Here is a 22,969-nt window from a genome sequence, read left to right on the forward strand (position 1 = left end):
ACAGATAGAGAATAGTTAAATCAATAGATGTCATAACGCCATAATATAAAATCAGGATTTTTTCTGTATGATGCAAATCATCCAATAAATAGTACTGGCAATAATTAATGAATTGAATGACGGAATACCAAGTTCAATATTCATACCACCGATAGTTCCCACCACACAAGCTGCGATAGCCTTCCAGCCAATTAATGGCGTTGATTCAGGCAACGACTGCGTCTGGCGACTGGTATCAAGCAATTTTCGGCTAGTACGTAATACATAGTAGTCGACCATCATGACACCTGATATTGGCGGAAAGATAACACCGAGTAGGGTGAGAAAATCTGTAAACTTATCTAAAATCCCGACTATTGATAAGAGGGTACCCACGATACCGAGTAAAACCGTCAGCCAAGTGCGACTCCACTTGTTACCCGTTATTCCTTCTACCACGTTGGTCAGGGCGAGCGATGAAGAATACAAGCAAACATCATTGATCTTGATGGTAGCGAGAATAACGGTGAGCAACCCGATCCACCCGGATGTTTGGATCATAATTGTTACTACATCGTCAGTATTGAGCGCATGTGCAATCAATATGGCGACACCATTGACAATAAATTCACCCACCAAGATGCACGCCATCGTCATCCAGAATACGTGCCTACTATTTTTACAATAGCGGCTAATGTCTGGTGTCATGAGTGCACCGACAATGTATCCTCCGGCAACCATCGTAGCACCAGCAGCAATTGTAATCGGCGTTCCAGTAGGGACGACGACGACCAGATCAGCAATTTTATGTCCTGCTAGCAGATTTAACGAAATCCAGCCAATCGCCAGAAAAAAGACAGGCACGGCTAGTTTTGCTGTCCAGCTCAACGCTCTAAATCCGAATGCAACCAGTATTGTCAATGCCATCCCGGAGAGCGCGGCAGCCCAACTAAAACTGATCCAATCCCCCAACATGTGATTCAAACTATTAGCAAAAACGGCATTCAATATGCCAAACCAACCAAGAAGGCTGATCGCAATTCCGCTGCCAATAATAACCGAACCGACACGACCAAAACCGCACCAACGAGCCAGCAAACTGATTGATAACCCCTCACGCGCGCCTGCAATACCTAGCCCGAGGCTAACAAATTGGAGTAGTAAACTACCTAAAAAGGTTGCCAGCATCGCCTGGCTAAATGTCATCGCATGCCCTAAGGTAGCGCCTAACATAAATTGTGCTAATGTTGTTATTGCACCTACTCTGACCAAAGTAACTGAGAGAAAACTTGATTTGGCAGATAAAGGTAAGCGACTCACGGAATAATCGTCGCCGAGGGAGGGGAGTCCATTCATTCCTTATGTTCCTTATACTTTTGAACTTTAAACTACTTTACATTGGTTTTATCAATGTGAATCAAATTGATTTTATTAATGTGAATATGCTGAAGGTTATTCCGTGATCCATTTACTTAGATATAAATCATGCCACAACACAAGATTAAGTCATAGACTAAAGATTAAAAAAAAAGATATATTATTATCCATAATGGTTGGTTGATTTTATATTGTAATATAACCCTATAAATAATTTAATATGATAACTATATGAGAAAAAATAGCCAACACCTGCACCTTCCTGACGAAATCCCACTGCAATTCATATTGTTATGGGAGAGTAGTGATGAAGCTTGGGGGTTTAAAGATCTTGATTCGCACTATTTGCACGTTAACACCCCATTTATTGAACTATTAAATTTGCCAACACAGTTTTGCACTAAAGGTTTGTCAGATTGCGAACTGCCTCATCCTTCTTTTGCACAGTTTTCATCCCAATTCAGAGAGCAAGAGCAACTGGCGGCGATAACTAAAAAACGAGTGTCTTCAATTGAGATGCATTGTTTTGGCCGCGAACAAAAATTTCAACCTTATATTTTTGATAAATTCCCACTTTTAAATCGTAAAAAAGAGTGCTTGGGTATTATTTTCCATGGAAAAAAAATGGATTTGCTCACAGGTGAACAATATGTTGACCAAGCGTTACCTTTTAAATTATTAGTTGAAAAACCAGATGACTTTTTTACTGATGAAGAATTTGATGTCGTATTTTATTTGCTGCAAAATGCAAGTAATAAAACTATCGCCCAGAGGCTGGCGCTCTCTGATCAAGAGGTCGAAGGTTATCGGGGGAATATTTACCATAAAGCACACAGTGATTCATTCTACGAATTTAAACAATTCTGCAAAATAAAGGGTTATAGCCATTATGTTCCTCAAAAATTCCTCGAACCTTTCTCCATAATTATGCCGAATTCAGAATGGGATCTTGGATGATGCAGAGCGATCAGTCGAACAATTACCGACAGGCGCTTAAGAGAGGTTGAATTTGAACAACCGGAGGCTTCATTGCACTTGTTTGCGCTTTATTCAACCCGTCGTTATTTGTCCGTAAAGACAAAGTTTTATACTTCAGAGATGAGAAGCCACTCAAGGTATTGAGTGGCGTAATGCAATGGGGGTATTTCCCGCTAACTGCCGCTGCTCCCCTGCAAAAACTGGATGCCGCTGATGAGCTTATCCATTCCGGCTGCCACTTTACTGTGTGAACAGCCTACATTGAGGCGCAGGAAGCCGCGGCCTTCTTCGCCATAGGTGAAACCGGGCATAATGGCGACTTTTTCTTGCTCGATCAGCACTTCTTGTAGCTGATTGTCATCAATATTCAGTGGCCGTAAATCTATCCATGCCAAATAGGTTGCCTGTGGTGGCTGCCAATTTAACGTCGGGAAAGCCTCATTCAGGCGCTGTGCGACATAAATCAGATTAGCGTGCAGATAACTGCGGAGTTCATCCAACCAGGGTTCGGCCTGCCGGTAAGCGGCGATATGTGCCACGATGGCCAGCACGGCCGGAGAGGATAGCCCATCACGGCCTTTCAACATTTTGGTGTAAATACCACGGGTTTTAGTATCACTGATAAAACCGTATGCGCCAGTCAACGCGGGGATATTGAATGTTTTGGAGCCGGAAGTGAGCAAGGCCCAAGGCGTCTGGCCTACCTGACTCCATGGCGTATGCAGCTGATCGCCCCATGTCATATCCATATGGATTTCATCACTGATGACTTTCACCTGATGGCGTTCACACAGTTCGGCCATTTGTGCCAATTCATCGGCTGTCCAGACTTTACCGGTCGGGTTATGTGGACTGCACAGTAACAATACTTTGGTCTGCGGCTTTGCCAGTAACGCTTCCAGATCTGCCATATCACATTGCCACTGGTTATCGACTTTATGCAGCGGGCAGCTCAGTAATTGGCGCTGATTGCCGAGGATCACTTTATAAAAGGCATCATAAGCCGGCGTATGGGTGACGACGAAATCACCGGGCACTGACCAGCAGCGGATCAGTTGGGCCACCATGTAAATGACCGACGGGCCGTAGACTGCCATCGAGGTATCAATATGGCAGTGAAAACGTTGCTGATACCAATGGCGGACCGCACCAAGAAAATCTTCATGTTGCCAGCGGCTGTATCCCAGGACACCATGTTCAATTCGCTGATTAAGTGCTTGCAAAATCACTGGCGCGGTGGGGAAATCCATATCAGAAATCGTAAAGGGCAGCAGATCAGCGGCACCAAAACGGTCAGCAATATAGTCCCATTGGGTACACCAAGTGCCGTGACGATCGACAGGTGTGGAGAAATCAAACATCAGCGTCTCGCTTATCAAAAAACGGGGTATCTGAGTACCCCGTAGCGGTTAATGACAAATCTATTTATAGCTTAGTCAAATGAAGGGGAAACATGCCGTTGAGGTTGCTCTTAGTTTCAAATACAAGTGCATAAGCCACCGGAGCGCCCTGAGGTGCGGTCACCCCTTCACTCACTGAGTCATCCCTGACATAGCTTAGCGGATACCGGGCTAAGACGTGGCAAATTGACCACTACCTATCAATGAATCTAATTCATCTTTCACTGATTGTACCTGTGGGCCAATAACCACTTGCAGGTTATGGTCGTTTAGTTGAATAACACCGATCGCCCGGTTAGCTTTCAATGCTTCTTTATCAACCAGACCCATGTCTTTAACGGACATCCGCAGGCGGGTAATACAGTTATCCAGTGAGACAATATTATCCGGGCCACCCAGCGCGGTCAGAATAGCAGGGGAGTTATAACCAGATTTACCGGTGACGGTGTTACTGGCGGCTTTTTCTGCATTGATGCTGGCAGCGGTTTCACTTTCACGACCCGGCGTTTTGATATTAAAGTGCTGGATAGCAAAGCGGAAGATAACGTAGTAGGCAACAAACCAGATCCCGGCAACGACGGGTACCCAATACCATTTGGTGGCGGTGCCGTGCAGAATACCAAACACCACGAAGTCAATCAGATTACCGTCAGTATTACCGATGGTCACGCCCAGCAATGCCATCACGGTAAAGCCCAGACCGGTCAGGATAGCATGGATCAAATACAAGAACGGGGCGACAAACAGGAACAAGAACTCAAGGGGTTCTGTGGTACCACCAATGACGCAAGCCACCACACCAGAAATCAACAACCCTTTAATTTTATGACGATTTTCAGGCTTGGCACAATGATACATCGCTAATGCGGCACCCGGTAAGCCCCCCAGGAACGCGGGCATTTTACCTTGCGACAGGAAGCGAGTTGCGCTTTCAGAGAAGCCGGTGGTGGTTGGGCAGGACAACTGCGCCTGGAAGATGGTCAAGGCACCGCTGACACTATGGCCACAGACATCCATGGTGCCGCCTGCTTCAGTAAAGCGAATCAGTGCCACCAGAATGTGATGCAGGCCGAACGGCAGTAATAGCCGCTCCCCACTGCCGAAAATCATCGGGCCGAACATGCCTGCCCCGTTAATCAGACGACCCAGGCCGTTAATACCGACGGCGAAAAATGGCCAGATCAATGGGATCAAGAGGCCCACCAGCCCAAGTACTACGGTAGTAATGATAGGAACAAAACGCGTGCCACCAAAGAAAGCTAATGCATCTGGTAGGCGAATGGTATTGAAGCGCTCATGGAGCAGGTAAACAATAACCCCGACAATTACTGCGCCAAGGATACCGGTGTCAATGGACTGAATACCTATAATATTCTGAATGTTATGCGCTTTCAGTACCAATGGGTCGGTGGTCGGTAGCACTCCGCTGGCGGTGAGATAAAAATTTGTTGCCAGATTGAGCACCGCAAAACCGACGAAACCAGCAAAAGCAGCCACACCTTTGTTTTCGCGTGCCATACCCAGTGGGATAGCAATGGCAAACATCACCGGTAAGAAGCTAAAGGCAAATGACCCCACTTTGCTCATCCAGGTAAATAATAGCTGGAAGGCAGGATGACCAATTACCGGCAATAGAGTGATGACATCTTTACTGCTGAGCGAACTGCCGATACCCAGCATGATCCCACAGAAGGAGAGCAAGGCGACCGGTAACATGAAGGTTTTCCCTAAACTCTGGAAAAACTCCCACAGCGTGATTTTTTGTTTTTTTGCCGCTGACATAGTGACTCCTATTCGTAAAACGCCTGATGTTAAAAAAGTCTGATGTTAACCATCTGATCTTAAAAACGCCTTTGGTTGGCTGTTGGTTTATGGATAATGGCGATTATTTCGCCCTCCTGTCTGGAGGTAAAATAAGATAAAACGTTTAACCCAGATAATATGAGCGATGAGTCACAATTATTGATCCTATTTTTGTATACCCTCGCATTTGAGGCCACAGGGTTGTTAACTGCGCCTATTCACCCGAATCACTTACTGATGTAAGCTCATCGGGATTAATGAGCCTCTTTGAGGCTCACCCTGCGGGCTAGCATAAATGCGGTTCAAATCGGTTTTTAACCGATTGGTCTCTTGCTGACTGCCTACTTGTAGCACCAAATTCTTTGGGTATGCTAGAATCATCATGAGATTAAACGTTTAACTTGGCTTATTTTGTGGCATGACCATTAAAAAAATCACAATTACCGATGTAGCTAAATTTGCGGGTGTCTCAGTAGCAACCGTCTCATTAGCTATCAGTGGCAAAGGGCGTATCTCTCCGGCAACCTCAGAGCGGGTCAATCAGGCTATCGAACAGTTAGGTTATGTTCGTAATCGTCAGGCGGCACAATTACGCAGCGGGGAATCCGGCGTGATTGGCTTGATTGTGCGCGATATCGGCGATCCTTTTTATGCAGCAATGACGGCCGGTTTGAGTGAGGCAATTGAGGCGGAAGGTAAACTGTTATTTCTGACGCAAAGTGGCCGGGAGGGTAAGGGGTTATTACGTTGTTTTGATACGCTTATCGCTCAAGGCGTTGATGGGCTGGTTCTGGGCGGGGGGGCCCGGCGTGAGATGGGGCTACAGGAAAAGGCCGCAACTCATGATATTCCCTTGATTTGTGCCGCGCGCTCAAATGTTTTAGACGGTGTTGACGTGGTGCGCCCGGATAATATGCAGGCGGCCAAAATGGCGACTGAGTTTTTGATTGGCCGAGGTCACCGGCAGATTGCCTATCTCGGCGGGCATTCACACTCATTAACCCGCGCTGAACGTCTGGGGGGCTTTTGTGCCACGCTGGTACAGTATGGGCTACCGTTCCGTTCGGAGTGGGTGGTGGAATGTGATAGTCAGCAACAGGCAGCCGCAGATGCGGCGGCAGAGTTGTTACGTTACCATCCCAATGTCAGTGCTATTGTTTGCCATCAGGCGTCGGTAGCGCTAGGGGCTTACTTTGGTATTTTACGTACCGGCCGGACGATTGGCAGCGCAGGCGTGGACACTTATCTGGATCAGCAAGTGGCACTCATTGGTTTTGGTGATGTACCGGAAGCCGAGTTGACCGAACCGCCCTTAACCTTTGTCACCAGTTCCGCCAGAGAGATAGGTTACAGTGCCGGGCAGCGGTTACTCCAGCGTATCGCCGGGGTTGATCTGCAATTACAAAACGTTATTTTACCGCCGGTATTGATCCGCCGTGGCTCGGCGTGATCGATGGTATCGGCAAGTGATGCCCAGCACCGCCTAAAATCGTCCATGGTTAGGAACCTCAATCGCGTTTTTGGGCTGCCCCTGACCATAATTCCATGAATGAAATACAGCCCTACACAATATTCTTAACCATATCCCGCAGTAAAGAGCTATCCCCCATCTCAATAAATCTATCCACACCCTGTGCTCGCATATAGATTACCGATTGCCGCCACATGACAGGTTGATTTATATGCTCAGAGAGATTTTGTATTATAGAAGATAGGGTATATGGACAGGCTGTTCTATTGGCGATAACCGGTATTTGGGGCGGTAAAAATGAAAAGCTTTGGATATATTCACTGAATTTTATGGCCGCGCTATTTAACATCGTACTATGAAAAGCACCACTCACTCTAAGGACAACATATTTAATGGCATAATTATCATAAAATACCTCTTCGGCCTGTTTAATACTCTCAATCGGCCCCGAAATCACCATTTGCAAGTCGGAATTGATATTGGCTATAGTGAGATCAAACAGATTATTTTCCTCAATAACCTGAATCACCTCTTCAGCATTAAGGCCCAGTACCGCGGCCATGCCTCCTCCCAGACTTTCCGACATCAGCAACGCTCGCTTTTTTACCAGAAGTAATCCTGTCGCAAAGTCGAATACACCGGCGGCTTGTAAAGCATTAAACTCTCCAAGTGAATGCCCCGCTAGAAATCGTGGTAACGCCCCACATTGGTCAATATACCGACGATAATACAAAGCATTAACTGTATATAACGCGGGCTGAACATAAAGAGTATTACTAAACCGATCAGCAGGAGAATTCAGAAAAAAATCACGAATGCTAAATTCGGCAATCTCTTCAGCATCCGCCAATAATTTTGGGTAGATATCGAATAGCGACGCCCCCATACCTGGACACTGTGCACCTTGTCCTGGAAATAAAATTGCATGATTTGATGTCACGTATCGCCCTCTTTACTGTGGTGTATGACACAAACAGACTGATTTTCCTACTTTAGTTCTAAACATGGCCCCTCCGTGGGCCAGAGTACATAAACTACTTAGCCTCTAAACTGCTCGTAACAAACATATCAATCAGTCCGTCTATAGATTTAATATTTTTTAACTCAGTGCGGGGGATTTTTATTTTTAACTCCCTCATAACACCTGAAACCACGGAAACTATGTCTAAGCTGCTTGCGCCATAGTCTGCCATTGATTTTTGCAAATCAATGTCATCTTCCTTGATACCATCGACAGAATTAATAATGTGTTTTTTCACAATGCTAGCAATATAATCTCTATCCATAACATCCTCTCTTATTTATTAATAAAAATTTATTCTTCTCTGTTCCAAATAAGCTCAAACAACCATGACTCGCCATTGAGAAATATACCATCCGTGGATTTAAGAATTAATTTATCATACTCAAAACTAAAGTATCGGCGAAATTCAGTGCCAATTTGATTGGGAACTTTGCTATTCTCAATAAAATGCGTGACGATGTTTTTATCGTGATTAACATCGTAATGGCCACAATATGTTTCAAATTTAGGAAAATCTGCCACGATCTGTTCTGACGGGATAGCACGAATATCCTCCGTGCTAAATTGAGTTCTTTTACCTGATGCAATAAACACCATCATATATTGTTCGGTATAGGTCAACATACCAAACGGTTCACTACCTATAGGATAAATATGTATACCTCCACTGTTACCAACACAGGACTCAAGTTTCCATCGGCCAAGAAATGAGTTACCTTTGGAAATAGACATGATTAATACCTTCTAGGTTAAAGTAACGTGAATAATACCGAGCGATATATGAGTTAACTCGGAGTAATATTCGTGATAGAGGAGACTCTCCCTCATTATTTCTCGACAAAATGAGTTTCAATCATTTCGATCCACTTGGTAAAGTTGTCAGTAAACATCCTGCCATTATCAACGGTGATGACCTGACCACGTACGGCATCCATTAATCCGCTGCAAAGAGCCACACTGACGTTACCTACCGCTTCGGGTGAAACAATAAAGTCCGGATCAAATTTGCGAATGAATGCTTGTGCTTTTTTGCCAAAAACCAATTCAAAAGCTTCCGTATCTACCACACCCGGCGAAATGCAGTTAATAATTATATTTTCCCGAGCACCAATATATTTAGTTAATGTTTCCAATACCGCTTTCGATGCCGCAACATAATCATAGCCTGTTATATGGCAACTACGATGTCCTTCGGAAGTAATTGCAACCACATAACCAGGATATTGACCAAAATGCTGCTTAATACAATCTATATAAGTGATCAATGGCCAGGAATTGTGTTCAATGCTATCTAGCAGCCCCCTAAATTTATAAGTATCTTTAAATTGGGGTGCAAATGCAGCATTGAGAATAAGAATGTCAATTTTTTTATTTTCTTGAGCAATGGTTTCGATTAGCTGTGTAGTTGTCTCCTCATCACTAATATCAGCCTGAAGGAACACCGGACGATTGATATATTGAGAAAAATAGCTTTCAAGTTCATCTAAATTATCTCCCCAAAAATAAGTGCCATATACTGTTGCCCCCGCCTTAACAAAACTTTCAACAGTAGCTCGGCCTATACCTTTTGTGCCACCAGTTACCAATACGGTCATTTCACTCAAGTTATTCAGCATATCTAACCCGTGTAATTATCTTGTATTTGTTGTTCAATATTGCTTTGATTAAATGCAATATGGTGCATAAATGCCTCGATAGTACTTGTTTCCTCTAGCATTTTACGTCTGTCGATTGACATGTATTTTTTTAATAATTCCAAACTATGGCGAGGTTTTTCGGCAATAGAGGTTGCCAGTTCAATGGCTTTTTCCATGACCGTGGCGCGGGGCAAAATATAATTGAAACAACATTTCCCTTTCAGCTCACTGCCTCTAAGATAGTTACCGGTGACCATCATCTCAAAACCGGTATAGTAACCAAACGCCGCCTTACTCATGGCGGTTGAACCCATCCCAGGGGTGAAACCCATGTTCATAAATGACATGCCATAGCGACTTTCTTCCGCCGCGACTAAAATATCCGCATATAAACCTAAGACTAATCCTCCCCCTGTAGCACTGCCTTCCATCGCCGCAATAACCGGGATCGGTATATTCAGAAAATGTTTGAGGTGATTGGCATACTCATGCTCAATATTAGTTTTGTAGTGTGTGATTAGGCTTTGTAAAAACGCCTCGGTTCCACCGGTACAAAATATATCAGGCAATCCGACTAAAATAAGTACTTTAATGGTTTTGTCTTTCTTTATCGTGTCGATAATACCATGCAACTGTAAACAGAATTCATCATCAATGGCATTATTGTTGACGGGATCGTTAATATGCATAAAAACGACGCCTTCATCACTTTTTCTTAAATAAAGTTTTTCCATATTAGTCATCCGCATATTCATCATTAAACAGCTTAATGTCTTCTAAGTAGTTACGTATCTTTCCTATGGTCTGAGCATCATTTAGTCTTTTCACCAAAAGATGGCTACCTAAATCCAACCTTTCTTCGAAAGAATATTGTTCAGCCAACAGTAATTTACTTTCTCTTATAGCGGATGTTGGAACGCGAGATAACTTCTTACTCATAACTTGAATATCTTGATCTAAGTTTTCCAGCGTATTTATCTTATCGATCAAACCCCATTCTAGGGCTTGTTTTGCCGAAATAACACTTGAGCTCCATACGAAGTATTTAAGATGATGAGGCCTAATACGTTCAAGTAAGCAAGACATGGCTATTGTTGGTGTAATTCCAAAGGTGACTTCTGGCAAACTAAAAGAAGCAGTATCGCTAGACAGAATAAAATCGACGACTGACAGTAAGGCAATCCCCCCAGCGATAACATTCCCTTCAACCTTAGCTAATACTGGCTTGTGGCTGTTCCTTACCATTTTTAGAATATGGCAGAATTGCGACACAAAGTTGGCGTCATAATCGGTAGAAATATACGTAAGATCCATACCCATACTAAAGTAGGTAGGCCCGCCCGTAAGCACAATAACGTTATAGCGCTCGTTATTTAGCGCAGAGATAAAGCGACTTTCGAAGTCGGCTAATGAATTGGGATTAAATTTGATAGGTACAGTGATATATTCATGCATAGCGATAACTCCGTAAGTGGTTATCAATACGCTCAAGAATAAGGAGCCCACTCCCGCTGTAATGTTGTGTATACCAGTCCTGTAAGTTATCCCTGTCTAAGCGATAGTCTTTACCTTGCATTTGTGCACTACGCGCATTTTCCAGTTGCTCGTATGCCGCTATATCCAATATTTTCCGCTGGGCAAGCAAGATGTCCAATGCAGTACCTTGCTGTTGTGCAATCTCTAACGCTTGATCCCCGACTCGCATACTGAAATACTCGGCACAGGATCCTGAACCATAAGAGTAGATCCCAATTCGATCCCCTGATTTAATCTCTGGTGCTTTCACCATAAGTGAAAATAGAGAAAGGAAAATGCTGCCACAATAGGTTGCACCTATTCTTTGTGCGTAATACAGGGAAGGCATGACTTTTTGCTTAAATAAAGTGGCTAACGCCTCTTTTCCAAAGAGTCCTTGTAGTTCTAATAATACCTTATGTGCTTCTTTACTAATGCCAGGGAAGGGCACGTGGTATAAGTTATAATTGAAATAGGCACTTTCTCTGGCCTCAGGTGTTTGTTTACAATATTCTGCGAAAGCATTTTCGAGTCCATCCATATAAGAGAAAAGGCTGGCTTCTACATCGAAAGCGATCTCTTTCCAAGGAAGTGGGCGAATAACATCCGTCACTTCATGAGTATGAATACCCGATTTCCCGGTTTCAATAATGGCAAAAACCGGATTATCTGAGATAAGTAAGGCAATGGCCCCGGCGCCAAGGCTATATTCCATCTTCCCGTGGCGAATCATGTTATTACTGATGTCGACGTTGATCAGTAATACCTTCTTCCCTCGATTAAGGCCGGACGATATCCATGACTCAGCCATCTTCAACGCCGCAGCACCCGCATGGCAGGCAGATTTCAGTTCAAAAACACGGCAAGTCGCAGGTAATCCCAAATAACGGTGCGCCCAAGTACTGATGGCCTTTTCCTGGTCTAAACCTGATTCTGTTGCAATGATAAATAAGCCGATATCCGAACGATCCTGATCGTTGAGCATATCTTTGGCACTATTGACGGCGAGGGTGACCGCATCTTCCCACAGTGGTACTAAACTGCGCGTTATAACCATTAAAGATCCTTGAATGTATTCACTGTCTCCACCACGTACTTGTGCTAATTCAGATAATTTCAGCGCCAAGCTACTTGGATAGATACTTATTTTTTCAATACCAATATTATTCATTAGGGATTCCCGAGGTTAATAAACCCAGTCAATGCCACCGGTCACATTGAAAATAGCGCCGTTTACATAACTACTTTCTTTAGCAACATTCTTTAGCAACAAGAAATAAAATGGCCTCAGCCACTTCAATGGGGGACCCCAGTCTTCCCACGGGTGCATGTTGAGCAAAAAAAATCTTTAATACCTTTAATGTCATTACCAATAATTCCGGTATCAATTAAGCCTGGTACCAGTACATTGGCCGTAATACCGAAACGCCCATATTCTTTTGCTGTGGTTTTAGTTAACCCCACCAGACCCGCTTTTGATGCGGCATAAGCTGCTTGTCCTGATGAGCCATCTTTAGCGAGTGAAGATAGAGTGACAATGCGCCCATATTTATTGGCAAGAAATAAAGGTAAAAAATAACGAATAAGATAGAACGTGCCACTTAAATTAGTATTAAGTACCAAAGCCCAATCTTCATCAGTCATCGAAACCAAATTGCCCGGTAAATCTATGCCAGCATTGCAAACAACTGCATCAATGTTACTAAAATCGACGAGAAGACGGTCTCCTACTGACTCTACTGCACCACTATCAATAACGTCGAGTTGATAGGCACGACATAATTGTTGAGGAAACTCCGCTGCCGCGATATCAAGCAACTGTTGTGCACCTTCATTGTTATTGTGATAACTAAAGCCAACATTCCAGCCTTTGCTCAAAGCAGCAATGACCACACTTCGTCCAATGCCACTGGCACCACCGCTGACAAAAAGGTTCATGTTAACCATGATATCGACTAAATAAGCTCGCGCTGTTAATACCGCCCATGCCAAAAGAATTGTTCAGAAAAATATTAACTTCTTTTTTTACATTTCCGGATGCACAAACATTGAGTTCGACTGCGGGATCAAGGGTTTCGATATTATGTGATTGATGGAATTCACCCTGCCTCATTTGCCAAATGGCTATCGCCGCTTCCACGACACCAGATGCCCACATCGTATGGCCAAGTAAGGATTTAGGCGCATTGATAATCAGTTTTTCCGCCTGCGTGCCAAACACTTTTTTAATTGATTTCAGTTCTACGATATCGCCTAATTTAGTGGAGGTGGCATGGGCGCTCACATAATCAACTTGCTCTGGGGAGATATTGCATTTCTTTAGGACATCTTGAATCACTCGAACTTGCCCTTCGTGAGAGGGATCGCCCAGATGGTTGGCATCCGAGTTAACGCTGGCACCGAGAAGTTCAGCATAGATTTTGGCTCCACGGCTTTTTGCATGTTCGCCCCTCTCAAGGATTAGCACGGCACCACCTTCAGATGGCAGGAAACCACTCCGATTTATATCGTAGGGTCGACTGGCTTTGGTGGGGGTATCTTGATACTGGCTATAACAGATAGCGTCTAAAATCGTTAGTGAATGCAACATCATCGGGTGGAAAGAGGCCATTGGACAAACGACAGCAACGACTTGTTTTTTATCCACTTTAATGGTATTTATTGCCGCCTGAATAGCAATATTTCCTGTCGCACAGGTACCGCCAACAAGATAGGCAAATCCTTTGGTATTTAACACTTGAGCCACAGAAGATGAATGGTCAGTATCAAGCGAATTTAACCCGGAAAAAGCATCAATAAATTCGGGCTCATCAGAAAAAATCTTTTGCTGATCAAGTAAATATTTATCAGAGAGGTTATGACCGCCACAAATTATCCCGCAATCGAAGGGGTCTATAATATGTTCGAATAATCCGGCGTCGAGCCAGGCATCCATTGCCATCAATACCGAGAGCTGGACACCTTTGGCCGTCTGTTTAAAAACCTTCTCGGCACGGGAAATAACTATATCGGGAATACGGTTGTTAAATGCGTGCAACTTGCCTTGAATATCATATTCAGGAAGTTGGCCTCCAATTTTTGAATAAATGTTACTGGTGTCAAAATTGCGCCAGTAACCGATGGCTGATTTTCCAGATAATAAATTATTGCCCACGAGATCTAATGTGTCACCAATGGGAGTATTAATGGCAATGCCGGTGATAACAATACGATCAGAAGACATGAAACTCTCCTTTTCCAACGGTTACGATCTGATCGTTAACCGTGATTTGAACAATGGCGGTGGCGATAAATGTGTCGTATTCTGTAATGCAACAACGGATTGTCATTAATTCTCCAGGGCGTACAGCGGATAAATGAAAAACATCGTATACTCGTGTTCCCACTGCGTTAGTTATATTATCCTCTACTGGCGGTATAGCCGTTTCATTTAGCAGAAAATACATTAAAATAAGCGCGGTTTGAAACATGACTTCTTGTTGCAATACACCTGGATATATAGGGTCATTGGGGAAGTGACCAGCAAATACTGGGTCTTTTTCGTCTACTCTTCTTATTGCTTGTATTAACCTGAGTTCAATATTGATCAACTCTACGTTATCAACCATTAAAAATGGCTCACGATGCGGTATCATTTTTTTAATAATGTCTTGTCCAAATGATGTATTCAATTCATTGGTAACGTCATGGGTAAATAATAATTTCGTTTTTAAATGGTTTAATTCAGTATTTTTCATATTTAAATGTGGCCCATAAAACCGTTTGACGGCTGAATCTTCATTTGTATTTCTCACGGAATTAATAGCCATTAATTTGTGAGGTGTGTTCTACCGGTCATATAATACATATACCATAACCTTCAACTTAAATTGAATACATCTTTAATGTAAAAGATAAAATATATTATTTTAAACGCATTGCACTTCGAAAGATCATTTTTATTAAAGTCGTCTAAATGTATTACCTACATGCCTGCCATCAATGACCGTTTCGCCAAGTGAACTAAAATACGCCTTCCAAAATAAGACCGCTTCTTCAGCATCTTTTTCGGAGGAAACATTCTCTATTTCAAACACTTCGGAAACCTGAGGGTTCTGGCTAACGTTCCAAGCATGCAATATTTGGTCTGGACAAAGTTCTATCTGCTGTAATAAATACATTTCATGTGCTGGGATCGACGCGCACACATAATCGATGAACAGGCTATAATCGCGTGTCCCACAGACCCCATAAATGTAATAACAAGTAGCATTAACCATCATATCGCCCCCTTTCTATCTAGATGCGGTGTAGTCATCTGTAATCCATATTTGACTTAAGATATTATTTATAACTGGACTGATAGAGAGTATATATCGTGTCTCTAATAATGCCAGTTGCATCTATAGATACTATAAAAAGAGGATTATTTCATTTTAAAAAACATAACCAATTGAAATAATTGATTATGTTAGTTTATTTTTTGTTTTTAATATAAGAGAAACAGATGTTTTTTGGGAAAAAAAACATCTGTTTCTCACTAACTACAATTGATTATGTCGATTAATATTGTCAATAAGGAATTTAATTCTGAAGAATATTTGTCTTTTAAATAAGAATATATTACATTGATATAACACGTTGTGATAATTATTGCCCCGGACCAAGGTATAAGAACAGTAAATTCAGGGGGGTGTTAATATTTTTATCTAAAGTGTTTTTTTTATTTTTTCGTTTAAGTAATAATTAACCAAAGTTGCTATCAATAGTACTTTGTGGGCAATGCCGTATATCTAATTTGACTCTATAAAAACAGCGGTGTTATAGACAAAAAACAATATTGATAATGGACGCGCTTTCTGGGATTGGGCATGTGGCGACTAAGTTATTTTCTGAAATAAGCTATAATCTCGTGTTTTCAGGCCGCCGACCTGAAGAGGGAAAAATGATGGTTGATCATAACAACCGTGCTGGAGGTTGCAGTTATTGGGGTAGGGTGAAATAAAAAACGGAGCCATCAGGCCCCGTTTCTTGATTACTTACCGTTTTTAATGCTTATTATTGCGGTATCACCGGTTCTGCGGGGACATCTTCAGGTTCTTCAGCAGCAGGTGCACCACCGAACATGCCAAACAGGCCGACAAACTCTTGCAATGACATTTTCTGGCCATTTAACTCGACTTGGTTATCTGCAAAATGGAAGCTGCTGCTGATAACATCGTCTTTGGTCGTGGTCAGTTTAAACATCTGGCCCATGGCAGCAACGCCTTGAACCTGCTGTAGTGCCAGTTTCTGTGCTTCTTCCGGGCTGTAACCTTGCAGGCGTGCTGCCTGGCTGGTCAGTTCGGTGGCCATCGCCATTGGGATCGTCAGCGTCGCGTCAACTTTTTTCACTGACTGAGCTAACAGCGGCTCTGCAGTTGCTTTAGCCAGCGCCGGATCAGCCAGATCGATATTCAAGATAAAGGTACTTTCCCCTTTGGCATTTTTCCAGCTCAGTGGCGTAACGCTCACTGTTGGATTACCTTTCAGCAGTGCCGGGATGTTAACCATCAACATTTCGGTCATTTGCTCTTGATAGGCAACAGGATCGAGGTTTTCACCGGCCTGAACCGCTTGCAGCACTTGTTGATTATACGCACTGGTAAACTGCTTCAAGCTCTGACCATCAAGTTTGTCAAAGGCAAAGGCCAATTTACCGGAGCCGAAGTCATTACCCTGAATTTTTAATGCATCCAGAGTGTAGGTTAGCTTACCGTTGAGATCTTTATCGGTTTCGCCCAACTGAGTATTGAGGTTAAAGCCAACCAGTGTTGCGGTATCTTTGCCATCAATACTGAGACCAATTTGCTTGATGCCAAGTTGTTGCGAGCCAATACTGAGATCAAACTTACCCATCTTGCTGTCACTTTTCAGCACCAGACCTTGGATACTGAATTGTTCCACCTGATCCCATTGATTTTTGCTGGCAAAGACGATGCTTTCACTGCCGCCACTCATCTTCACATCACGCATATCACGGGAAACATCAGCATCAATCGCTGCACCAGAGAATTTCACGGTGGTGGCGTTTTGCTGATAATCAATAGGAATAAAGACAATGGCGGATGAGGTGTCACCGCGGTAGGAAATGCGTGAATCCGCGGTAAACGGTGATTGGCCTTTGGTGACTTCAAACAGTTTTTTCAATGCCGGTGTATTGGCAAGCTCGGTATGCACCGATGCCATGCTTGGGATTAGATTGAATTTCTTCAACTGTGCGAATGGGAATGGGCCGTGATCGATAGTTTCGATGAAAGCGATTTCGTCCCCGTCTTTTAAGGCTTTTTCACCCGCAGCGCTGCTATCTGCTTGTAACACATAACGAACCTGGCTACGGAACAGGCCACGCTGATAGTCTTTATAAGTGAGTTTTACACCGGCTTTCGGCAGCAAGGTTTTGATCTGCCCGTTTGCATTGTCAACCAGTTCACCCATGCGTTGTTCAATCAGTTTGCCGGTATACCATGAGGCTCCAGTCCATGCTGCGCCAAGTACCACAATGACGCTGACAGCCACTAACGATTTTTTCATTGTTCTGTTCATCCTTTTCTAATACACCCAATTCACATGTTGAACGCGGTAATGAGTTGCTGGTTAAATATCACCAAAGAGAATGCCTAAAAGCAGTATTCACCGAATCAATATAGGCATAGATTCGCTGGACACCAATATTATTGCGACGATAACCCACCCTAAAGCGACAATCGTGAATTCTGCGTGATAACAAAACTTGCTCATAGCGACGACGAAATCTATCGCTCATCACGCCAAAAAGCCAGTTATTGACAACAAAATGAGGGACTTCGTTCACTCTACGTTGTAAACACGGGCAAGAGAACCGGTTCCTTGCACGCTGACCGGTGATTCATTTGCAGGAATAAAGCAGGATTCACCGGGTTGTAATATGATTTCCTGCTGGTGTTTTTTCAGCACCGCCTGGCTCTGAACACAAAATACAATGGCCGCACTATTTTGAGCCAACACTTGTGGCTCGGGGGTTAAGGTATGCAGCGAAAAGGCAAAATCCTCCACCGGTATTGGGAAGACCAATTCATTCCCTTGCTGTTGAGGCGTGGTAAGTAGGGTGTCTGCCGGTTTAGGGATAAATTGCAGATTAGCCATTAGCTCGGGAATATCGATAAACTTAGGCGTCAGCCCCGCGCGTAATACATTATCGGAGTTTGCCATCACCTCCAACGCTACACCGTCCAGATAGGCGTGTGGCGTTTCAGCATACAGGAACATGGCTTCACCCGGTTGCAGCATGACCACGTTAAGCAGTAATGGTGAGAATAAACCACTGTCATCCGGATAGAAGCGAGAAATGCTACGAATAGTGTCCCATGGTTCACCTAACTGATTATTCAGTGCTGCTTTAAGAATACCCAGCGCCAGAGCTTTAGGTTCGCCAGCCATGCTCAATAGACTGGCAAATAAGGTGGCTAAATGTTCAGTGTCCGGTTCGCGTAGGAATGCCGCAATATCTGGGTGAGCTGCCGCCAGTGGTTGCAGCAATGTCTGGATATCATCCAGCGTGCGAAAACCATTCATTGCCTGAAAAGGCGTGAGGGCATAAACCAACTCAGGTTTATGGTTGGCATCTTTATAATTTCGTTCGGCTGCATCCAGTGGGATACCGGCCTGATTTTCTTTAGCAAAGCCAATTTCGGCGGCGGCCTTACTGGGATGAACCTGAATGGATAATGGTTGGGCGGCACAAAGCACTTTGAACAGGAAGGGCAGTTCACCAAAACGGTTGAAAACATCACGGCCCAGATTAGCCACCGGGTTTTGCTCAATCACCTCACGCAACGAATGCCATTGTCCGTTAGCGTCCGCAACCTCAGAACTGCTCTTTGGATGCGCCCCCATCCACAGTTCAGCCATTGGCTTACCTTGTGGGTTGGCGATACCGTAAAGATCGGTAAGGGCGCTGGTACTGCCCCAGGCATAGTTTTGCACTGCATTCTTCATTTTTTGCATATTGACTTTCTGCCGTTTGTTAAGGGCCAAAATAAGGTTTATACCCGTTAGCTGTGCGTCTGGCTAATCCAGCAAAAACCATCGCCCCGATAAAAATAGTCCCTTAGTAAACAATGGGGCCAGAGGGGTTGCAAGTTGTTATTCAACCCCTTGATGCTAAGTCACCATGACCAAATGATGTAAATGCGAATCAATCGCATAAATAGCGGTATAAATGTGCCATGATAAAAGCACTGTGCCAGTGTGACTGGCAGTTCAACTGTTCTAAAGGCTAAGGAGACCGTGATGGCAACCACCCGCAGTGAAAAAGACTCTATGGGATCTATCGATGTACCGGCAAGTCAATTATGGGGCGCGCAAACCCAGCGTTCACTGGAACATTTCCGTATTTCGCAAGAAAAAATGCCGACCGCGTTGATTCACGCGCTGGCGCTGACCAAACGGGCGGCAGCAAAGGTCAATATGGATCTGGGGCTGCTGCCGGCTGAGCGAGCCGAAGCCATTATGTCGGCCGCCGACGAAGTGCTTGCAGGCCGTCATTCCAGTGAGTTTCCGCTGTCTATTTGGCAGACCGGCTCGGGTACTCAGACCAATATGAATATGAATGAGGTACTGGCTAACCGCGCCAGTGAACTTTTGGACGGGAAGCGGGGTAATAATCGTTTAGTCCATCCTAATGATGACGTTAATAAAAGCCAAAGTTCGAATGATGTATTCCCAACAGCAATGCATGTTGCAGCGGTTATTGGGTTACGTGAGCATCTGCTACCGGAACTGAAGGTCTTGCAGCACACCCTGGCGGGCAAAGCTGAAGCTTACCGTGATATTGTGAAAATTGGCCGAACACATTTGCAAGATGCAACTCCCCTGACGCTAGGGCAGGAGATTTCGGGCTGGGTGGCCATGCTATCTCACAATGTGCAGCATATTGAGGCCACCATTCCACACCTGTGTGAATTGGCGCTCGGTGGTACGGCGGTAGGGACTGGCCTGAATACGCATCCGGAATATGCCGAGCGGGTGGCACATGAAATTGCTGCATTAACCCATCAACCCTTTATCACTGCGCCGAATAAATTTGAGTCATTGGCAACGTGTGACGCATTGGTTCATGGCCATGGTGCGTTGAAAGGGTTGGCGGCTTCGCTGATGAAAATTGCCAACGATGTACGCTGGCTGTCCTCCGGCCCTCGTTGCGGTATTGGCGAAATTTCTATTCCTGAGAATGAGCCGGGCAGTTCTATCATGCCCGGTAAAGTGAATCCAACCCAATGTGAAGCTATGACCATGTTGTGTGCACAAGTCATGGGTAACGACGTCGCAGTCAATATTGGTGGTGCATCCGGCAACTTTGAATTGAACGTATTCCGGCCGTTGGTTATTCATAACTTCCTGCAATCAATTCGGTTACTGGCCGATGGTATGCACGGTTTTAATGAGCATTGTGCAGTGGGTATTGAGCCAAATCGAGATCGCATCACGCAGTTACTCAATGAATCACTGATGTTAGTTACCGCGCTGAATACGCATATTGGCTATGACAAGGCCGCTGAAATTGCGAAAAAGGCCCACAAGGAAGGACTGACACTAAAAGCTGCCGCCCTGATGTTAGGTTATTTGACTAGCGAGCAGTTTGATGAATGGGTCAGGCCAGAAGATATGGTCGGGACTATGAAGTAAGCCTATTCCGTGGTGACGAGTGCCGGGTAACGTTCCCGGCATTTTTTTGCCAATTAAAAACCGTCTATTCATCCACTTCAATATATAAATGTAACCTTGGCAGCAACAGACGCAGTGGCTTAGCCTTCGGCTTATATTTATGCTTAATTTGACTGACATCATAATCGGTTAACTCACCTAATTTTGGCATGTCAGTCTCTGATTGAGCCTGACAAAAAGCGATCAACGGCATAGGGCAGGGGTGCTGCACTTGCTTTTGTTGCTCCTGATACCAAACCCGCGCAATGGGCTGTACTTTCACGGGGCGCTTAATCTTCAAGCGTGTTTTTTCTGGTAGCCGTTGAATATCATTGATTTCAATACTCATTAATTCCATCCATTGTTCACGGCTAAATGGGGGAACGGCCCGGCCTGCATTCAGGCTTTTGTTCAACTGTGCCAGTATCTCTTCACGGGTAATATTTTTAATAATATGTTTGTTGGCCCAACCGAAACGCACGGAACTTGGATTGATGAGAGGGGTAATGGTGCGGTAGGTATTTAGTGTTATCAGTCCATGTAAATGGGTATGCACAAACTCAAAACGTTGCTCACTCGGTAAGCCCGATTCGACGGTAATAATATGTTCCAATTCGGTTTTTAATTGATTTATTTCACTGATAGTCTTTTGACATTCACTTAATTGATTGTTGGTCACTGAAAAGCAAAGTACACCGGGTAAGCGAAGGGCGGCTTTACTGCTGACATTTTGCCCCTGATGGTGAATAAATAGCCGTTGATATTGTTGTAAACCCAGATCTCTCGCCGGGTTACCGACGGTTGCTGTCACTGATATTCGCTCAATAGGTTGATGTTCGGTACCTTTCTCTATTTCAGGCAGGGAAAATACCCTGGCGGCAAGCAAAGGTAATGTATTAAGTTGCTGGTGGAGGAGCTGCAAAGCCATCTCCAATGAAGTGAATCGGTTATTCAGTCGTTCTATCAAATCATATCGAGTCATTTTTTTCTAATAAATGAAATTTTAGTTACAACATACAGTGTGTTATATCAGTAAAAACACCACTCTGAAAGCACAGTGTCGCGTTTAATAAAAAAGGAATATATAAATACTGCGCAAAAGGTTAAATAACATAACGCCATAAGATAGCGGGGCATCAATACCCCGCGTAAAGTCAGGCTAAATGTGATAATACTATTTTAGTCGCAGATGCCAATACGTCGCGGCGAGATGTTGCTTCTTTGTTACGCTGCGTAAAGTAAATCACTAAAACCAGAGGTGCCCCCTGAGTTGGCCAGAGGACAGCAACATCATTCGTCGTACCATAATCACCGCTGCCGGTTTTATCACCAACAACCCAATCGGCTGGCGCACCTGCACGGATAGTTTCACCTCCGGTAGTATTTCCTTTTAACCACCGCGCTAGCTGTTCTCTTTGTGGTGCCGCCAGTGCATCACCCAGCACCAACTTCTGCAGACTTGCCGCCATCGCTACCGGGGTAGTGGTATCACGTGGATCATTTGGCAGAGCGCTATTTAGATCAGGTTCCCAGCGATCTAACCGGAATGTCTGATCGCCAATACTGCGCGCAAACTGGTTAACGGATCCTAATCCGCCTAGTTCTTTAATTAACAAATTCGCGGCAGTGTTATCACTATACTGAAGAGTTGCCGCACATAATTGCGAAATAGTCATCCCTTGAGCAAGATTTTTGCGGGTTATCGGCGCATAAGAAAGCAGATCATTTTCATGATATCTGAGGTGTTTATTGAGCAAATTAGGCTGAAATTGGCTGTGGCCCAACACTGTGGCGGCCAGCATCAGCTTAAAAGTACTACAGAATGGGAAACGTTGGCCGCCGCGATACTGAACTTTCTTGCCGTTGGCGGTATTGATCAAAGCAATACCCAAACGGCCATTTGATGTTTGTTCAAGCTCTGCCAGTTGATTATCTAGCGACGCAGGTATAGCCGCAGCCCAGGCCGGTAAAACAAAACTGACCAAAGGAACAGAAATACCCGCTAATAGTAGCGAACGCCGTAGCGGTGAATGTTTCATTCCTGAATCTCGTGAAGAGTAGTAGTAGGTAGTAGGGGGGCATT

Annotated in this window: 20 protein-coding genes and 2 pseudogenes; 4 read left to right on the plus strand and 18 right to left on the minus strand. The window is 44.2% G+C overall.

Annotated features, from left to right (window positions below; all coding sequences use genetic code 11):
- Window positions 1-51: 51 nt before the first annotated feature.
- Window positions 52-1,335, minus strand: a complete 1,284-nt coding sequence (locus AEP37_RS01735; RefSeq protein ID WP_049608889.1) for a cytosine permease — start codon at window positions 1,333-1,335, stop codon at window positions 52-54.
- Between the two features lie 252 nt (window positions 1,336-1,587).
- Here AEP37_RS01735 and AEP37_RS01740 point away from each other — a divergent pair, with 252 nt between their 5' ends.
- Together AEP37_RS01740 and AEP37_RS27120 are read left to right on the plus strand one after the other, a co-directional pair.
- Window positions 1,588-2,313 carry a helix-turn-helix transcriptional regulator gene (locus AEP37_RS01740; RefSeq protein WP_049608892.1) on the plus strand — a complete coding sequence of 242 codons (726 nt, stop codon included), beginning with the start codon at window positions 1,588-1,590 and terminating at the stop codon, window positions 2,311-2,313.
- Between the two features lie 21 nt (window positions 2,314-2,334).
- Window positions 2,335-2,478: pseudogene (locus AEP37_RS27120) on the plus strand (hypothetical protein); the annotation flags it as partial.
- Window positions 2,479-2,507: 29 nt separating this feature from the next.
- Here AEP37_RS27120 and AEP37_RS01745 read toward each other — a convergent pair.
- Together AEP37_RS01745 and malX are read right to left on the minus strand one after the other, a co-directional pair.
- Window positions 2,508-3,695: a MalY/PatB family protein gene (locus AEP37_RS01745; RefSeq protein ID WP_049608894.1), complete on the minus strand. Its 1,188-nt coding sequence runs from the start codon at window positions 3,693-3,695 to the stop codon at window positions 2,508-2,510.
- A 210-nt stretch (window positions 3,696-3,905) separates the two neighbouring features.
- On the minus strand, window positions 3,906-5,516 hold the full coding sequence (gene malX, locus AEP37_RS01750; protein WP_049608897.1) for a maltose/glucose-specific PTS transporter subunit IIBC: 1,611 nt from the start codon (window positions 5,514-5,516) through the stop codon (window positions 3,906-3,908).
- Window positions 5,517-5,955: 439 nt separating this feature from the next.
- Here malX and malI point away from each other — a divergent pair, with 439 nt between their 5' ends.
- Entirely contained in the window at window positions 5,956-6,987 is a 1,032-nt protein-coding gene (gene malI / locus AEP37_RS01755) for a Mal regulon transcriptional regulator MalI (protein ID WP_049608900.1), read from the plus strand.
- 112 nt (window positions 6,988-7,099) lie between these two features.
- Here the strand turns inward: malI and fabD are convergent, their stop codons facing one another.
- The 13 genes and pseudogenes from fabD to manA all read right to left on the minus strand — a co-directional run bounded on the left by fabD (window position 7,100) and on the right by manA (window position 19,188).
- Window positions 7,100-7,948: an ACP S-malonyltransferase gene (gene fabD, locus AEP37_RS01760; RefSeq protein ID WP_049608903.1), complete on the minus strand. Its 849-nt coding sequence runs from the start codon at window positions 7,946-7,948 to the stop codon at window positions 7,100-7,102.
- 94 nt (window positions 7,949-8,042) lie between these two features.
- Window positions 8,043-8,294 (minus strand): acyl carrier protein, encoded by a 252-nt coding sequence (locus tag AEP37_RS01765; RefSeq protein WP_049608907.1) that lies wholly within the window; start codon window positions 8,292-8,294, stop codon window positions 8,043-8,045.
- A gap of 29 nt (window positions 8,295-8,323) precedes the next feature.
- A complete protein-coding gene (locus AEP37_RS01770) occupies window positions 8,324-8,764 on the minus strand; it encodes a lipocalin-like domain-containing protein (protein ID WP_072086221.1) in 441 nt (146 codons plus the stop codon).
- 95 nt (window positions 8,765-8,859) lie between these two features.
- Window positions 8,860-9,648 carry an SDR family oxidoreductase gene (locus tag AEP37_RS01775; RefSeq protein ID WP_049608910.1) on the minus strand — a complete coding sequence of 263 codons (789 nt, stop codon included), beginning with the start codon at window positions 9,646-9,648 and terminating at the stop codon, window positions 8,860-8,862.
- A gap of 2 nt (window positions 9,649-9,650) precedes the next feature.
- Window positions 9,651-10,403: a polyketide synthase gene (locus AEP37_RS01780; RefSeq protein WP_049608912.1), complete on the minus strand. Its 753-nt coding sequence runs from the start codon at window positions 10,401-10,403 to the stop codon at window positions 9,651-9,653.
- A 1-nt stretch (window position 10,404) separates the two neighbouring features.
- Window positions 10,405-11,124, minus strand: coding sequence for an enoyl-CoA hydratase/isomerase family protein (locus AEP37_RS01785; protein ID WP_049608915.1), 720 nt, complete (start codon window positions 11,122-11,124; stop codon window positions 10,405-10,407).
- The gene (locus tag AEP37_RS01790; RefSeq protein ID WP_049608918.1) at window positions 11,117-12,355 is read right to left on the minus strand and encodes a hydroxymethylglutaryl-CoA synthase family protein; all 1,239 of its coding nucleotides are present in this window, start codon (window positions 12,353-12,355) and stop codon (window positions 11,117-11,119) included. Before AEP37_RS01790 ends, AEP37_RS01785 begins: the two co-directional genes overlap by 8 nt.
- A gap of 15 nt (window positions 12,356-12,370) precedes the next feature.
- Window positions 12,371-13,122, minus strand: a pseudogene (locus tag AEP37_RS01795) (SDR family NAD(P)-dependent oxidoreductase).
- 1 nt (window position 13,123) lies between these two features.
- Window positions 13,124-14,407, minus strand: a complete 1,284-nt coding sequence (locus tag AEP37_RS01800) for a beta-ketoacyl-[acyl-carrier-protein] synthase family protein (protein WP_049608921.1) — start codon at window positions 14,405-14,407, stop codon at window positions 13,124-13,126.
- Entirely contained in the window at window positions 14,397-14,921 is a 525-nt protein-coding gene (locus AEP37_RS01805) for a 3-hydroxyacyl-ACP dehydratase FabZ family protein (RefSeq protein WP_049608924.1), read from the minus strand. The genes AEP37_RS01800 and AEP37_RS01805 overlap by 11 nt, the downstream gene beginning before the upstream one ends.
- A gap of 204 nt (window positions 14,922-15,125) precedes the next feature.
- Window positions 15,126-15,344: a hypothetical protein gene (locus AEP37_RS01810; protein ID WP_049608993.1), complete on the minus strand. Its 219-nt coding sequence runs from the start codon at window positions 15,342-15,344 to the stop codon at window positions 15,126-15,128.
- Between the two features lie 877 nt (window positions 15,345-16,221).
- On the minus strand, window positions 16,222-17,736 hold the full coding sequence (locus AEP37_RS01815; protein WP_049608927.1) for a YdgA family protein: 1,515 nt from the start codon (window positions 17,734-17,736) through the stop codon (window positions 16,222-16,224).
- Between the two features lie 276 nt (window positions 17,737-18,012).
- On the minus strand, window positions 18,013-19,188 hold the full coding sequence (gene manA, locus AEP37_RS01820; protein ID WP_049608931.1) for a mannose-6-phosphate isomerase: 1,176 nt from the start codon (window positions 19,186-19,188) through the stop codon (window positions 18,013-18,015).
- 285 nt (window positions 19,189-19,473) lie between these two features.
- Here manA and fumC point away from each other — a divergent pair, with 285 nt between their 5' ends.
- On the plus strand, window positions 19,474-20,868 hold the full coding sequence (fumC, locus tag AEP37_RS01825) for a class II fumarate hydratase (RefSeq protein ID WP_049608934.1): 1,395 nt from the start codon (window positions 19,474-19,476) through the stop codon (window positions 20,866-20,868).
- Window positions 20,869-20,932: 64 nt separating this feature from the next.
- On the opposite strand, the gene tus is transcribed toward fumC, so the two are convergent.
- Both tus and bla read right to left on the minus strand, forming a co-directional pair.
- On the minus strand, window positions 20,933-21,868 hold the full coding sequence (gene tus / locus AEP37_RS01830) for a DNA replication terminus site-binding protein (protein WP_049608936.1): 936 nt from the start codon (window positions 21,866-21,868) through the stop codon (window positions 20,933-20,935).
- A 172-nt stretch (window positions 21,869-22,040) separates the two neighbouring features.
- Window positions 22,041-22,925, minus strand: coding sequence for a class A beta-lactamase (gene bla, locus AEP37_RS01835; protein ID WP_049608939.1), 885 nt, complete (start codon window positions 22,923-22,925; stop codon window positions 22,041-22,043).
- Between the last annotated feature and the right edge of the window lie 44 nt (window positions 22,926-22,969).

Origin of the sequence: Yersinia pekkanenii, assembly GCF_001152565.1 — a bacterium.
GTDB lineage: Bacteria > Pseudomonadota > Gammaproteobacteria > Enterobacterales > Enterobacteriaceae > Yersinia > Yersinia pekkanenii.

Excerpts from the sequence above, each read along its gene's own strand:
- AEP37_RS01735 (WP_049608889.1), bottom strand. The coding sequence starts at position 1,335 with ATGAATGGACTCCCCTCCCTCGGCGACGATTATTCCGTGAGTCGCTTA.
- AEP37_RS01740 (WP_049608892.1), top strand. The coding sequence starts at position 1,588 with ATGAGAAAAAATAGCCAACACCTGCACCTTCCTGACGAAATCCCACTG.
- AEP37_RS01745 (WP_049608894.1), bottom strand. The coding sequence starts at position 3,695 with ATGTTTGATTTCTCCACACCTGTCGATCGTCACGGCACTTGGTGTACC.
- malX (WP_049608897.1), bottom strand. The coding sequence starts at position 5,516 with ATGTCAGCGGCAAAAAAACAAAAAATCACGCTGTGGGAGTTTTTCCAG.
- malI (WP_049608900.1), top strand. The coding sequence starts at position 5,956 with ATGACCATTAAAAAAATCACAATTACCGATGTAGCTAAATTTGCGGGT.
- AEP37_RS01765 (WP_049608907.1), bottom strand. The coding sequence starts at position 8,294 with ATGGATAGAGATTATATTGCTAGCATTGTGAAAAAACACATTATTAAT.
- AEP37_RS01770 (WP_072086221.1), bottom strand. The coding sequence starts at position 8,764 with ATGTCTATTTCCAAAGGTAACTCATTTCTTGGCCGATGGAAACTTGAG.
- AEP37_RS01775 (WP_049608910.1), bottom strand. The coding sequence starts at position 9,648 with ATGCTGAATAACTTGAGTGAAATGACCGTATTGGTAACTGGTGGCACA.
- AEP37_RS01780 (WP_049608912.1), bottom strand. The coding sequence starts at position 10,403 with ATGGAAAAACTTTATTTAAGAAAAAGTGATGAAGGCGTCGTTTTTATG.
- AEP37_RS01785 (WP_049608915.1), bottom strand. The coding sequence starts at position 11,124 with ATGCATGAATATATCACTGTACCTATCAAATTTAATCCCAATTCATTA.
- AEP37_RS01790 (WP_049608918.1), bottom strand. The coding sequence starts at position 12,355 with ATGAATAATATTGGTATTGAAAAAATAAGTATCTATCCAAGTAGCTTG.
- AEP37_RS01800 (WP_049608921.1), bottom strand. The coding sequence starts at position 14,407 with ATGTCTTCTGATCGTATTGTTATCACCGGCATTGCCATTAATACTCCC.
- AEP37_RS01805 (WP_049608924.1), bottom strand. The coding sequence starts at position 14,921 with ATGAAAAATACTGAATTAAACCATTTAAAAACGAAATTATTATTTACC.
- AEP37_RS01810 (WP_049608993.1), bottom strand. The coding sequence starts at position 15,344 with ATGTATTTATTACAGCAGATAGAACTTTGTCCAGACCAAATATTGCAT.
- AEP37_RS01815 (WP_049608927.1), bottom strand. The coding sequence starts at position 17,736 with ATGAAAAAATCGTTAGTGGCTGTCAGCGTCATTGTGGTACTTGGCGCA.
- manA (WP_049608931.1), bottom strand. The coding sequence starts at position 19,188 with ATGCAAAAAATGAAGAATGCAGTGCAAAACTATGCCTGGGGCAGTACC.
- fumC (WP_049608934.1), top strand. The coding sequence starts at position 19,474 with ATGGCAACCACCCGCAGTGAAAAAGACTCTATGGGATCTATCGATGTA.
- tus (WP_049608936.1), bottom strand. The coding sequence starts at position 21,868 with ATGACTCGATATGATTTGATAGAACGACTGAATAACCGATTCACTTCA.
- bla (WP_049608939.1), bottom strand. The coding sequence starts at position 22,925 with ATGAAACATTCACCGCTACGGCGTTCGCTACTATTAGCGGGTATTTCT.